The following is a 13,483-nucleotide window of genomic DNA, read 5'->3' on the forward strand; positions in this document are numbered from 1 at the left end:
CGGTGGGCGGTTGCGGCCGCGCCAATGGGAGGGGCGGCGGCGCGCGCTGCGCCACCGCCCCGGTCGAGGTCAGAAGCCCATCATCGCGGTCAGGCGGAAGCCATTGTTGTCCGCGCGGCTTCCAATCGTTCCAACATATCCGGCCGAGACGCGAACGCCCTTGGCGGGTGCCCAGATCGCCGAGAGCTCCGCCGTCGCCGCATCGCGCGACAGCGGCGTGCCGCGAACGTCGAAGGCGCTGCCCCCGCCGAAGCGCAGCGTCGCTTCGGGCGACATGCCCTCGACACGGCGGACCCATGCGCCCTCGGCACGCACCGAGAACGCCCCGACGACCGGCGTTTCCACGCGCGTGCCGGCGCGGGTGAAGACAATGTCCATCGTCTTCGCCGCCCCCGTCAGCGCCGCGGCGCCACCGGTCTCTGCAAAGCTGTTGGCATGCTGGCGATAGGCCTCGACGCCCACGAACGGGGTGACGCTACCGGCTCCCAGCGCAACGGGATGCTGCGCCTCGACAAAGCCATGTGCGATCGTGCCGTTATACGAGGCGCGCAATGCATCGCGGAAGCCCGCCACGGCCACCTGGCGATCCACCCGGTTGCGCGTCCAGCCATAGCCGATACCGCCGGACAGGCCGATCGGCCCGAGCTGACCGCTGGCGATGCCAAACAGATGGACGGTGTCCGCGCGTGCCTCGCGCGACAGGCCGATCGTGTTCAGCCGGGTGCGGGTGTAACCGCCGCCCAAGCTGACGCGGACCGCGCCGAAGCCGCGTTCGATGCCGCCGATTCCGCCCAGCGTGTTGCGATGCGCCTGGGCCGCATCGTCGCTACCGTCATTGGTGCCGCTGCCGCTGATGAAGCTGCCCCAGATGCCCTGGCCGGCGATCGGGTCCTGCAGATGGCCGCGCAGCGACGCCTCGACGAGTTGCGCGTCCTGGACGCTCGCCGCCCGAAGCGAGGCATAGGCTTGGCCGGAAAGCATATCGAGGCCCGAGCGCGTCGCGCCGTCCTCGGCCAGGGTGGTGATCGCAGCATAGGCGAGGTTCGTCGGGCCGACGCTGGCGAGCCCCGTCGCGGTGCTCCGCTGGTTGCCGGTCGCAGCGACCTTCACCAGGCCGGTGCGGCTGCGGACCACGTCGCCGAACAGGCTGGTACCGGCATAGGCCAGCCGCACTTCCGTGTCGCCCGCCACCTGGTCGATCGTATCATACCCCCCGCTGATCCCGCCAGCGGCGGTGAGCAGCGTGTAGCGCGTGCCGATGCCGCCGCGCGTGCCGGCCAGTTGCAGCCGCGCACCCGGTGCGATCGCCGCCACGCCCCCCACCGCGATCCGATCCGACTGGCCGTCCACGGCAATGGTGGCGAGGTAGGTGCTTCCCGCCCCAGCGACGAAATTGCCGGCGACGGTGAGCGTGCCGACATTGGGTGCGGCCGCGCTTGGCGATACGGCCAGTGCGCCTACGCCACCGCTGCCGCCGGGCGAGACGACGCCGCCATTGCCCAGCGTAAGCGCCGCGATCTGGCCGGTGCCGGTGAAGCTGCCATTGCTGATCGCCAGCGCGAACGTGGCATTCCCGTCGAACAAAAGGCCGCCGCCTAAAATCTGCACGGTACCGATAAAGCCCGGCTGGGCAGCCAGCGTCACCGTTCCCTGCCCCGACTTGGCCAGCGTGCCGGCACCCCGCAGCGTCCCCTGGAAGCGGCCATCGACATCCTGCGCGATTTCCAGCGTGCCCGCATCGTCGATCGTGCCGAGCAGCGTGCTGGTGGTGCCGATCAGCCGAGCACCCACGGCAATCGTCGTGCCCTGGCTGAAATTGGCCGGGGTCGCCAGCGTCCAGTTGCCCGACTGCACCTGCAGCAGTTCGAAATTGACGGCCCCAGAAAAGGTGCCGCGGCCGGTGCCGCCGAGCTGCACCGTGTCGATGCCCGCACCGCCGTCGATCACGCCGCTGACGCCGGTAACGGCGCCGGTCTGCACGAACACGTCGTTGGCAGTGCCAAACAGCAGATCGCCGGCAATCGTGCCGCCATCGGCGACATAGCGGTTGCCGATCGTGCGCGACCAGCTGTCGCCGAGCAGCACATCGCCTTGGATCGAGCCACGATTGGTGATGGTGGCGCCGACGCCGATGATCGCCGCGGTCGCACCCTTGATGACGCCGGTCTTTTCGTTGACCAGCACATCGTTGCCGCTGCCGAGCACCACCGCCTCCGCGGTGCGGCTTTCCAAGCGGCCGCTATTTGTGACGTTCGCCGAGCCGCCGTACGAACCGGCATAGGCAACGCCATCCGTGACGATCGCGCCGCTGTTCGTCAGCGTCGTTGCCACGACGCCCGTAGCGCCGGACCCCGGAAGATCGGTGATCGTGCCGGCGTTGATCAGGGTCTTGGCGCCGCTCACCACCGTGCCGGCGCCGTTCAGCTGGATCGTGCCGCTGTTGGTGACGGTGCCGCCGCCGCAGATGGCCGATCCACTGGACGATCCATACCAAGTCGAGGCCGAGGACACGGTCCCCGTGATCGTCCCGAGGTTCTGGAAGCTGGCGCCCCCAGCGGCGACGACGCAGCCCGCATTGATGTTGCCATATGGATCATAGGCAAGTCCGGCCGCCGCCAGCGTGCCGTGATTGATCACCACCAGCGCTGCATTGGTCGCGACGTTGCTGCCGTAACTTCCGGCGTTGGCGAGCAGTTGCTCGACCGGGGCTGCGGTCAGGTCGAGCGTCGGGCCCTTGGCCGTCCGCACGTCCGCGCTCAGGTCCACGGTTCCCGTTCCCACTAGGCCCAGCGCCTGCTCCAGGCTGCCCGCGCCGATCGTGAGCTTGGCGCCGTTCTGCACTTCATATGCCAGTCGCTCGAAGCCGGCGACCCTCGCAGCAGTCGTCGCGGCGTCGCTGTCGACAAAGAAGCGCACCGTATCGTCGCCGTCGCCGCCCGTGATGCTGCCGGTCACGCCGCCCAGCGGACGCGAGGCGGACGCGTCCAGCCGGGCCACCAACACGTCGTTGCCCGAGCCGAACACGAGGTTGCCGTTGACGGTGCCGCCAGCATCGATGAACACGTTCGTCGATTGCGAATAGGATTGCGTGCCGAAGCGGATGTCGCCGTTGATCGTGCCGGCGTTGTGCACCGTCACCGCATAGCCGTTCCGCGCATCGATGCCGATGGCCCCCGTAATCGTGCCACCGGCGAGATTATCGACCAGGCTTTGATCGGCGATGATGCCGGCATTGGTTCCGGCGATCGTGCCGCTATTCGCCAGACGCACCGAATAGAGTGAGGCCCCCGCGGTCGTCCCGGTGATCGTTCCGCTGTTCACCGAACCCGTGCCGGTGGCGGAAGGGCGGAACAGGGTGGCACCCGTCCCGCTGCTCGCGCTGATCGTGCCGCTGTTGACCAGATCCGCATAGGAAATGTCCGCGCCCAAGGTGACGCCGCGGACCACGCCGGTGTTGGTGAAGGATCCGCCCGACGTGGTCGAAACGCGGACGCCGACGCCGACCGACTGAATCGTCGCGCTGTTCGTCAGCGAGCCGACCGAGGTGGCGATGGCGGCGAGATAGGGCGAGCCCCCGGTGACCGTGACGTTTGCACGGTTATCGATGTCGAGCCGATCGGAGTAGCTGGAATAGCTGGTCTGGATGGCCGGGCCGGTGGCGGTCGTGATCGCCGCCAGGTTCACGAACGTCCCCGTGCCCGAAACGGTGACGCCATTCAGCCCGGCAAAGTCCGAACCAAGCGCCACGTTCGCGCTGTTCGCCATGGTGAGCGAAAGCGTGCCGATATTGGCCGGGAGCGCCGCACGCGTAAGCGTTGCGTCCCCGTCGACCGCCAGCCCGAGAAGGTTGTTGCCGCCACCGAGCGTGATGGTGCCGGTCACGCTGTCGATCGTTCCGGCTGCGGCATTGTAGTGCGCCAACAGCGTGTCGTCGCCGGCGCCGAAGATCACGCTGCCCTGGATGGTGCCGCTGCGCGTATCGACGGAGTTGCTGAAGTTTCCGGTCGCGATCACCGAGCCGATGATGGTGCCCCGGTTGGTGAGGGTGATGCCGCCTGCCTGGATGGCAGTAGCGCCGCCGCTCGAAATGACGCCGCCGCTCATGTTTTCCAGATACAGCGTGCCGGTAGCCTGCAGCGCCGCGCCACTGCCGGCGTTCGCGATGATACCTTGATTCTGCCCGGACAGGGCGCCGACACGAACCGTTGCGTCGGCGCTGCTGGACCGCAGAGTACCGTCGTTGGAAAAGCCGGTATAGGTGCTGGTGGAGCTGGTCACCGCCCCCGCGGCACCGCCGTCGATGACGCCGCTGTTGGCGAGATAATCAACGCGTCCGGAGATCCCGCCGATGAAGCCGGTAGCGCGGTTGTACACCCGGGAGAGATAGTTCGTCCCCTCCGCAACCACGGCCGGTCCGGCCGTTGCGGTGATCGATCCGGCATTGTCGATCGAGCCATAGGCCGATCCATTGCCGTTCAGGGAAGCAAGGCGCACGCCCGTGCTGCCGGCGATCGAACCGGTGTCGTCGACCACCAGGTCCGCGCTCGCCGACGAATAATAATAGCCGTAATACGGGTACTGGGGCACTGCCGCGCCGGCGTAGGGATCATAGGTCGAGCTGTAGCGCAGTTGACCGGCGCGGATGAGGACGCCCGGATTGCTGCCCCCGTCGACACTGCCGCTGACGGTGACGCCGCTGGTATAGTTGGTAATAAGCACCGCGGCACTGGCACCCGAAAGTACCGAGGCGTCCTTCGCGACGGTGAGGCGCTGGGCGAAGACATCCGCGGCCACACCGCCGCTAACCGTGCCCGTGCAATTGGTGCTGGTCGTACCGTTCGCGACGCTGCTGACGCACTGCGCAGACGCCGCGCTGGCAAGGCTGATCGCCAGTGCCGCCGCGCTATATTCCAGGCACGACAGTGCAATGCGCCGACGCGACGGCGACAACACGGACTTCTTCGGCATATACTGCAACTTCCCCCGATCGACGCAGTGCGCGTCTTCGCAGGCTATGCAGAAATCTGCCGATCATGTCCATTCATCATGGGCGCAAGAAGTCTCGTGATGGCGCAACCCTAAAGCAGGAAGTTGCGACTTGCCGCAATGTGCTGCGCTCGGACCCGACGCCTCGCCCGACCCTTATTCCTCGCCCATCCGAAGTGCTGCGATGAAGGCTTCCTGCGGGATCTGCACGCTGCCGTACTCGCGCATCCGCTTCTTGCCTTCCTTCTGCTTGTCCAGCAGCTTGCGCTTGCGCGAGGCGTCGCCGCCATAGCATTTCGCGGTCACGTCCTTGCGCATCGCGGCGATCGTCTCGCGCGCGATCACCTTGCCGCCGATCGCCGCCTGGATCGGGATCTTGAACAGGTGGCGCGGGATCAGGTCCTTGAGGCGCTCGCACATGCCGCGGCCGCGGCTCTCGGCGGTCGAGCGGTGGACGATCATGCTCAGCGCGTCGACCGGCTCGTTGTTGACCAGGATGCCCATCTTGACGAGGTCGCCGGCGCGGTAGCCGATCTGCTCATAGTCGAAGCTGGCATAGCCGCGGCTGATCGACTTCAAGCGATCGTAGAAGTCGAACACCACTTCGTTGAGCGGCAGCTCGTAGGTCAGCTGGGCGCGGCCGCCGACATAGGTGAGGTTCTTCTGGATGCCGCGGCGATCCTGGCAGAGCTTGAGGATCGGCCCGAGATATTCGTCGGGCATGTAGATCACCGCCTGGATCCACGGCTCCTGGATCTCCTCGATCCGGTTGGGGTCGGGCATGTCCGCGGGGTTGTGGAGCTCGATTTCCTTGCCCTCGGCCTCGCCGGCGGACTTGGTGAGCTGCATCTTGTAGACCACGCTCGGCGCGGTGGTGATGAGGTCGAGGTCATACTCGCGCATCAGCCGCTCCTGGATGATCTCCAGGTGCAGCAGCCCGAGGAAGCCGCAGCGGAAGCCGAAGCCGAGCGCGGCCGAGGTCTCCATCTCGAAGCTGAACGAGGCGTCGTTGAGGCGCAGCTTGGAGATGCTCTCGCGCAGCTTCTCGAAGTCGGCGGCGTCGACGGGGAAGAGGCCGCAGAAGACGACCGGCTGGACTTCCTTGAAGCCCGGCAGCGCCTCGGCGGCGGGCTTCTTGGCGTCGGTCAGCGTGTCGCCGACGCGGGCCTGGGCGACTTCCTTGATCTGGGCGGTGATGAAGCCGATCTCGCCGGGGCCGAGATCGGGCAGCTGCTCGATCTTGGGGCGGAAGGCGCCGACGCGGTCGACCAGATGGGTCGTGCCGGTCTGCATGAACTTGACCTGCTGGCCCTTCTTGATCGAGCCGTCGATCACCCGGACGAGGATGACGACGCCGAGATACGGATCGTACCAGCTATCGACCAGCATCGCCTTGAGCGGGGCGGCGGGGTCGCCCTTGGGCGACGGGATCCGCTCGACGATCGCGTCGAGGATCTCGTCGATGCCGATGCCGCTCTTGGCGCTGGCGAGGACGGCGTTGGAGGCGTCGAGGCCGATCACGTCCTCGATCTCGGCGCGGACCTTCTCGGGTTCGGCCGAGGGCAGGTCGATCTTGTTGATCACCGGGATGATCTCGTGATCATGCTCGATCGACTGGTAGACGTTGGCGAGCGTCTGCGCCTCGACGCCCTGGGCGGCGTCGACCACCAGCAGCGCCCCCTCGCAGGCGGCGAGGCTGCGGCTCACCTCATAGGCGAAGTCGACATGGCCCGGCGTGTCCATCAGGTTGAGGACATGGCCCTTCCATTCCAGGCGCACGGTCTGCGCCTTGATGGTGATCCCCCGCTCCTTCTCGATGTCCATGTTATCAAGGACTTGCTCGGACATTTCGCGGTCCGCCAGCCCGCCGGTGCGCTGGATCAGCCGGTCGGCAAGCGTCGACTTGCCATGGTCGATGTGCGCGATAATCGAGAAATTGCGGATCTTGGTGATGTCGGTGGCCATGATTCCGCGGCCGATAGCAGGCTGCGAGCAAAAGCCAAAGTACCGGATTGCACGAGGTCGCAAGCGCGCTAGGCCGAAGCGGTCCATTCTGTTACGGACGCAACCGGGGGGCGGTCTTTTCCCACTGCGGACCGCCTGGTTGTACAGGGAGGTTTTAGTATAATGATGAAGCAGTTGCTCGGCGCCGCCGGGGCGATGGCATTGTGCGTGGGCGCGGTTCCCGCGCTCGCCCAGAGCAAGCCGACCAAGACCCAGCGCACGCAGGAACAGGCGGTGCAGGACGTGCCGCATTGCGCACGCAAGCTGGGCACGCTGTCGATCGTCGACGGCGACGATCCCCGCGGCTGGACGCAATATTCGCTGGCGCCGCCGCAGAAGCTGCTCAAGGTGCTGGTCCAGCGTTCGGGCTGCTTCAACCTGGTCGACCGCGGCTCGGGCCTGCAGGCGGCGCAGCTGGAGCGCAACATCGGCGGCGATCTCGGCCACCAGCGCGGCGCCAATGTCGGCCAGGGCCAGATCAAGGCGGCGGACTATGTGCTTGTCGCCGAGGTGCAGGCCTCGAACCGCAACGCGGCGGGCAGCGGCATTGCCGGTGCGGCCGGCGGCGTGCTCGGCGGGCCGATCGGCGGCCTGCTGGGCGGCATCAAGTCGCGCAAGATGGAGGCGAACACCGTCCTCTCGCTGACCAACGTGCGCACCACCGAGACGATCGCGACGCAGGAAGGCTATGCCTCGAAGAATAGCGTGAGCTGGGGTGCCGGCGGTGGCATCGGCTTCATCGGCGGCGGCCTGGGTGCGGTCGGCGGCGGCTATGACAACACCGATATCGGCCGGATCGTGACGCTGGCGTTCATCGATGCCTATTCGAAGATGGTCAACGAGCTCGGCCTCGTGCGCCCGGGCGACGAGGGCACCGCGCAGGCGGCGCCGACCAAGACCTTCACCGCCCAGGCGCCGGTGGCGATGCGCAGCCTGCCCGCGGCGACCGGCAAGGTGATCCGCACGCTGCCCGTCGGCGCGATCCTCTACCCCACCGGCAAGAAGGACGGCCTGTGGTGGGAGGTCGCCGACGAGAACGACAATGTCGGCTGGGTGCTGAACACCAAGCTCGCCCCGTCGAACTGATCGGGCACGTTCAAGAAAAAGGGCCGTCGCGGAGACCCCGCGGCGGCCCTTTTCTGTTGCCTGTCGCACCTCCCCGGCAAGGGGAGGTGCAACCGGTGCGGCTTACTTGAACTTGCCGCTCAGCGAGACACCGAACACGCGCGGCTCGTTGAGCACGGCGGCGCGATAATTCTCGATCACGCCCTTCAGGTTCTTCTCGCCGGTAAGGTTCCGGATGAAGCCCGCAACTTCCCAGGCATCGTTCTCGGCGGTGTAGCCGATCTTCAGGCCGCCTTCGAAGTTGCCGTTCGCGGTGAACTCCTTGGTCTCGTACAGCACGAAGTTGGTGTAGCCCTGCAGGTTCCAGTCGGTCGCCAGGAACAGCTTGCCGCCAATGTCCATCGGAATGTCATAGCGGGCATTCAGGCTGACATTATATTCCGGCGCGTTGGGCAACGGATTGCCGTCGATCTTCGCCAGGAACAGCGAGCCCTGCTTGCGCAGCGGATCGAGCACGGTGCACGTCACCGCGCCGCCGAACGCGCAGACCTGCGCCTCGAGGTTCTTGTCCTCGATCTCGCTGTGCAGCAGGCTCAGGCCCGCCTGGATCGAGAGGTTGCGCACCGGACGCCAATCGGCATCCGCTTCCATGCCATAGGCCTTGGCCTTGTGGGCATTGAGCAGCACGCCGTTGCCGTTCAGGTCGTTGCCGTTCAGCTGGATGTCGTCGACCGTGTAATAGAAGCCCGACAGGTTGAAGCGCAGCGTGCGGCCCAGCTGGGTCTTCACACCCGCTTCCCACGACAGGATCTTTTCCGAATTCGCGGTGGTGAAATCCGAGTTGAACACCGCCGAGCGACCCTGGATCGTCGGCCCACGGAACCCCTTGGCGACGCGGGCATAGACGCTGACGTCCGGATTGATCTCGTAGCGCGCGCTCAGGTCCCAGCTCGGCTGGGTATCGGACAGGCGCACGTGACGGCGGCCGGTATAGGTGACGCCGCCCGCGATCGTGTCTGCCGTCTTGAGCAGATCGGTGGTCTTGGTGTCCTCGGTCACGCGGCCGCCGGCGGTAATCGTCAGCTTCGGCGCGATCTCGTAGCTCGCCTGACCGAACACCGCCCAGCTGGTGTTCATGTTGTGCAGCCGCACCCAGTTGTTCGGGTTGTTGGCGGTGCCGCTCAGGAAATAGGCGCGCTGGTAGAAATCGGTGATGTCGCGCGCGTCGAAATACATCGCGCCGACCTGCCACTTGAGCGGCCCCTCGCCGTTGCTGGCGACGCGGAATTCCTCGGTCCACTGGTCGAGGCCCTTCACGCGGCCCATCGATTCGCCGAAGCCGGCATTGCCGAAATCGGCCGCTGCGCCACCATCCGTATCGCCGCGGCTGTAGCCGGACAGCGTCTCATAGCCGGTGATCGAGGTCAGCGTGACCGGGCCCAGATCCCAGTTGATGTGCACCGAGCCGCCGGCAGTCTTGTAGTTCTGCGGATTGTCGGCGCCTTCGTCCCAGCGCGCGCGGGTGAACTGCACGCCGTTAATCTGGTTGGAGCCCAGGTTCAGCGCGCCGCGGCGGAACACGGTGGCGGTGCCGTCATACCAGCGGGCATGGCCCGAGGCGAGGATCGACAGGCTCTCGTTCGGCGTCGCGAGCAGCTGCAGGCGCACGTCGCGCTCGTTGAAGCCGCCGGCGGCATCCTTGCGGCCGACGCGCGTCCCGTCGGCGCTCGGGCCGGTGTAGCTGTTGTCGATATAATCGTCGCGGTGCTGGTAGAGCCCCGAGATGCGGAAGGCGAGCTTGTCCTGGATGATCGGCCCGCCGACGCCCGCGTCGACATTGACGCTGTTATAGCTGCCGTAGCTCGCGGTGCCGCGGCCCTCGAACTGCTGCGAGGGGCGGATCGAATCGAACTTGATGATGCCGGCGGTGGTGTTGCGGCCGAACAGCGAACCCTGGGGGCCGCGCAGCACTTCGATCTGGTTGACGTCGAACACCGGGTTCGACTTCATCACGACATGCTCGAGGACGATATCGTCCTGGATGATCGAGACCGGCTGCGACGCGCCGAGGTAGAAATCGACGTTGCCGAGGCCGCGGATGTAGAAGCGCGGGAAGATGCGGCCGGTCGAGGATTCGACGTACAGGCCCGGCACCTTGCCCGAAAGTGCGAGCAGCGTGTCGTCGCCGCCGGCGGTATAGTCGCGCGCCTGCGCGGCGGGCAGCACCGCGACCGAGAGCGGCACGTCCTGCTGGTTTTCCGGGCGACGCTCGGCGGTGACGACGATTTCGCTCAGGCCGTCATTCGCCTGCGTATCCTGGGCGAAGGCGATGTCGGACGTGAACAGCGCGCCAAGGGCGGCGCCGATCAGCAGGCTGCGCTTGTCGCGCGCGAGATTCAGCATTGGTTTTCCCCGAATGGATATCTTGATCTTCTGTGTGGACGGCGCGCGGGAACGCAGTCCGGCATTTCGCCGGCTGTCCTAACGACTTGATCTGTAGTTCCCCGTTGCCGTCGGGGGCGGCGCTAGGCTTGGATTGTGAACTTCCTGTGACGGAATTCCGGCGGTTGCCGGTTCCTCAGATCTGTTGCCCAAAAGCCTCGATCGCGGCGAGCGCGGCGGCGGTGCGCGCCTCCCCTTCCCCCCGAACCAGCGCCCAGGGGACGCCGCGACGCTCCAGTTCAGCGCGCGAGAGATCGAAGAAGCGCTGGCGCAACTCCCGCGTGCCGAACAGCCGCGTGCCGTCCGCCACCCAGGGCAGGTCGATGTCGAACAGCAGATAGACGTCCGCTGTCCCCTGCCACGCGTCGAACCACGGGTCGCGCGTGCCGAACAGCATGTCCGCCCACACCGCCGTCATCAGCGGATCGGTATCGAGGATCAGCGGCGGCGGGGCCGTCTCCAGCATCATCCGGGTGCCGGCGTCGTGCGTCTTGGCGATCTCGACCAGGTCGCGCATCGTGAAGTCGGTGCCGCGCGTCTCGGCATATTCCCGGCCATATTCGTCGAGCACGGTGCCGCCCAGCGCCTCGGCCAGCCGTGCGGCGACGGTGGTCTTGCCCGTGCTTTCGGGGCCGTGGAGGCAGATGGTACGGGGAATCATGCGCGGGCCCTGGTCCAGTCGATCGCTCCCCACACCGAAAGCGCGAGGAAAAGGCAATAGAGGCCCGCGGTCAGATGCAGCCCCTTCACCAGGAACAGGGGGATGGCGAGCAGGTCCACCGCGATCCACAACGGCCAGCATTCCCAGGCACGGCGCGACTGGAGAATCTGCGCTACGATGCTCAGCACCGCGATCGTGCCGTCCCACCAGGGAAAGGCCGCATCGGTCAGCCGGTGCATCAGTGCGCCCCAGCCGATCGCGGCGAGCGCGGCACCTATGCCCCAGGCCAGCCGCGCGCGGTTCGACAGCCGCACCACCGGCACCTCCCCCGCCTCTGCCTTGGCCCGGCGCCAGTTCCACCAGCCATAGCCGTTGACGACGAAATAGAAGCCCTGGAGCAGCGCGTCGCTGTACAGCCGCGCCTGCAGGAAGATCCAGGCGTAGAGCGTCACCATCGCCAGCGCGAAGGGATAGTTCCACAGGCTCCGCCGCACGACCAGCGCGACATTGGCGAGCCCCAGCAGGGTGGCGACGGCTTCGATCGGCGACATTGGCGGCGAGGCTTATCGGTCCGCTGACGGGCGGTCGAGGGGCGCAATCGGTGCAATGCGGAAAAAAAGCACGTCGCTGCCTTTTTGCTGCAACGAAGCGCTTGACGGCTTGGCCAACCCACCCTTATAGGCGCGCCTCCAAGCTCAAGCCGGTCTGCTCCCGAAAGCATTGTAGACCGGACTCCGTCGGGGAGTAGCTCAGCCTGGTAGAGCACTGTCTTCGGGAGGCAGGGGCCGGAGGTTCGAATCCTCTCTCCCCGACCATTACTTGCATTTGGGATACAGCGGGTGACCTTCGGGTCGCCCGCTAGCCCTTTTCTCCCCTTTAGCTGAACGCGGAGCCGCGCGCCTCAGCCGCTCTCCAGCGGCATCAGGATCAGCGTGATCCGGTCATGGCCGACCGCGATGTCCAGCGTCTCGCCCTCGGTCACTTCGATCGGCGCGGGGAAGCTGTGCAGCACCTGCAGCCAGCCGCCGTCGTGATAGCCGTCCGGATGGTTGTCGAAGCTCACGCCGTCCCACAGATCGATGTGCATCCACTGGACGATGCCGATGGCGCGCCCGCTCGCCGTGACGGGGATGCGCAGGCGCGCGAGCGTGGCGTCGTGCTTCTTTTCGGTCAGGTCCAGCCGGACCAGCTCGAGATCGTCGGACAGGCGCTGCCAGCCGGTCATCGTGCCATGGATCGGCAGGCGCTGCGGCGCGAAGGCGGTGAAGGCGGAGAGATCGAAGCCCGACACGTCGCCGACGAACGCATACTCGGCGAGGTTGTCGCTGGCGACGAGGCAGCCCACCGCCGTCGCCGCCCGCGGGATGACGATCGCGTCGGGTGCAAGCAGGCGGCGATGGGCATCCTCGAAGGTATCGAGCACCTTTTCGGTCAGCAGGTCGCTGGACAGGATTTCGGATACCAGGATGTCCGCGGGCCCATCCAGCTCGGCGCCGATCGCGAGTTCGGTAGAGGGCTTGGCGTGGACGGTGATGCGGTCGGCATAGCCGTTCTGCGCGACGATGGTCTGCGCCATCTCGGCGATCAGCGGCTCCATCTCGCAGGCGACGACCTTCCGCGCCCCTGCCCGCGCGGCCATCAGCGACAACAGCCCGCTGCCTGCGCCGATATCGAGCAACCGCGCGTCCGGACCGGCGACGGCGAGCGCCGCCTTGATCGCCGCCTCGAACGCATCGTTGCGCGGCACGTCGTTCATCATCGGGATATGCCAGAAGGGCACCGCGCCCGAACCCAGCCGCCGGACCTGGTGCTGCAGGTGCAGATTGTCGGGCTGGAGCGCGAGCGCGCGGCGGAAGAGCCGCAGCGCCTCCAGATTGCGGCCCACATCCGCCAGCACCACGGCGAGGTTGCCCAGCGCGGTGGGATTGTCCGGATCGAGCGCACAGGCGCGCTCCAGCGGCGCGATCGCTTCGTCGCTGCGGCCGAGCCAGTGGAGCGTCAGGCCCTTTTCGTGCAGCGCGACGGCGTGATCGGGCTCGATCGCGAGCAGTTCGTCCCAGGCGACCAGCGCATCCTCGGGGCGCGAGAGCCGTCCGAGCAGGCCGGCCAGCAACGGCAGGATCTCGACCGAGCGATAGCCATGCGCGAGCGCCGCGCGATACCGCCGCTCGGCCGCCGCCAGATCCCCCTGCTCGTGCAGCGCCATCGCCTCGGCGAGCGCGGTACGGGCCTCGGTCAGGCGATCGGGGGACTCGAGGTCGGTCACAGGAACATCCTTAAGATCTGGTTTCGATGCGGGTCGCTCGGGATAGGTGTTCAGGGGGC

7 protein-coding genes and 1 tRNA gene are annotated in these 13,483 nt (G+C 66.8%); 2 read left to right on the forward strand and 6 right to left on the reverse strand.

The window, feature by feature from the left end; all coding sequences use genetic code 11:
• Positions 1-69 precede the first annotated feature (69 nt).
• Together ABIC65_RS18800 and lepA are read right to left on the reverse strand one after the other, a co-directional pair.
• A complete protein-coding gene (locus ABIC65_RS18800; protein ID WP_354310738.1) occupies positions 70-4,968 on the reverse strand; it encodes an autotransporter domain-containing protein in 4,899 nt (1,632 codons plus the stop codon).
• Between the two features lie 174 nt (positions 4,969-5,142).
• On the reverse strand, positions 5,143-6,951 hold the full coding sequence (lepA, locus tag ABIC65_RS18805; protein ID WP_121078469.1) for a translation elongation factor 4: 1,809 nt from the start codon (positions 6,949-6,951) through the stop codon (positions 5,143-5,145).
• Between the two features lie 162 nt (positions 6,952-7,113).
• On the opposite strand from lepA, the gene ABIC65_RS18810 reads away from it, so the two are divergent.
• Positions 7,114-8,076: a CsgG/HfaB family protein gene (locus tag ABIC65_RS18810; protein WP_354310740.1), complete on the forward strand. Its 963-nt coding sequence runs from the start codon at positions 7,114-7,116 to the stop codon at positions 8,074-8,076.
• Positions 8,077-8,178: 102 nt separating this feature from the next.
• On the opposite strand, the gene ABIC65_RS18815 is transcribed toward ABIC65_RS18810, so the two are convergent.
• From ABIC65_RS18815 to pnuC, 3 genes are all read right to left on the reverse strand, one after another.
• Positions 8,179-10,458, reverse strand: coding sequence for a TonB-dependent receptor (locus tag ABIC65_RS18815; protein ID WP_354310741.1), 2,280 nt, complete (start codon positions 10,456-10,458; stop codon positions 8,179-8,181).
• 175 nt (positions 10,459-10,633) lie between these two features.
• A complete protein-coding gene (locus ABIC65_RS18820; RefSeq protein WP_354310743.1) occupies positions 10,634-11,158 on the reverse strand; it encodes an ATP-binding protein in 525 nt (174 codons plus the stop codon).
• Positions 11,155-11,709, reverse strand: coding sequence for a nicotinamide riboside transporter PnuC (gene pnuC, locus ABIC65_RS18825; RefSeq protein ID WP_354310744.1), 555 nt, complete (start codon positions 11,707-11,709; stop codon positions 11,155-11,157). The genes ABIC65_RS18820 and pnuC overlap by 4 nt, the downstream gene beginning before the upstream one ends.
• A gap of 187 nt (positions 11,710-11,896) precedes the next feature.
• Between pnuC and ABIC65_RS18830 the strand changes: the two genes are divergently transcribed.
• Positions 11,897-11,973 (forward strand) — tRNA-Pro (locus ABIC65_RS18830).
• Between the two features lie 86 nt (positions 11,974-12,059).
• Here the strand turns inward: ABIC65_RS18830 and ABIC65_RS18835 are convergent.
• Positions 12,060-13,424: a tetratricopeptide repeat protein gene (locus ABIC65_RS18835; protein WP_354310746.1), complete on the reverse strand. Its 1,365-nt coding sequence runs from the start codon at positions 13,422-13,424 to the stop codon at positions 12,060-12,062.
• Between the last annotated feature and the right edge of the window lie 59 nt (positions 13,425-13,483).

Origin of the sequence: Sphingomonas trueperi, from assembly GCF_040545665.1 — a bacterium.
GTDB classification, from domain to species: domain Bacteria; phylum Pseudomonadota; class Alphaproteobacteria; order Sphingomonadales; family Sphingomonadaceae; genus Sphingomonas; species Sphingomonas trueperi_B.

What these genes read in the sequence shown, in the direction of transcription:
- ABIC65_RS18800 (WP_354310738.1), bottom strand. Translation starts at nt 4,968, where the DNA reads ATGCCGAAGAAGTCCGTGTTGTCGCCGTCGCGTCGGCGCATTGCACTG.
- lepA (WP_121078469.1), bottom strand. Translation starts at nt 6,951, where the DNA reads ATGGCCACCGACATCACCAAGATCCGCAATTTCTCGATTATCGCGCAC.
- ABIC65_RS18810 (WP_354310740.1), top strand. Translation starts at nt 7,114, where the DNA reads ATGATGAAGCAGTTGCTCGGCGCCGCCGGGGCGATGGCATTGTGCGTG.
- ABIC65_RS18815 (WP_354310741.1), bottom strand. Translation starts at nt 10,458, where the DNA reads ATGCTGAATCTCGCGCGCGACAAGCGCAGCCTGCTGATCGGCGCCGCC.
- ABIC65_RS18820 (WP_354310743.1), bottom strand. Translation starts at nt 11,158, where the DNA reads ATGATTCCCCGTACCATCTGCCTCCACGGCCCCGAAAGCACGGGCAAG.
- pnuC (WP_354310744.1), bottom strand. Translation starts at nt 11,709, where the DNA reads ATGTCGCCGATCGAAGCCGTCGCCACCCTGCTGGGGCTCGCCAATGTC.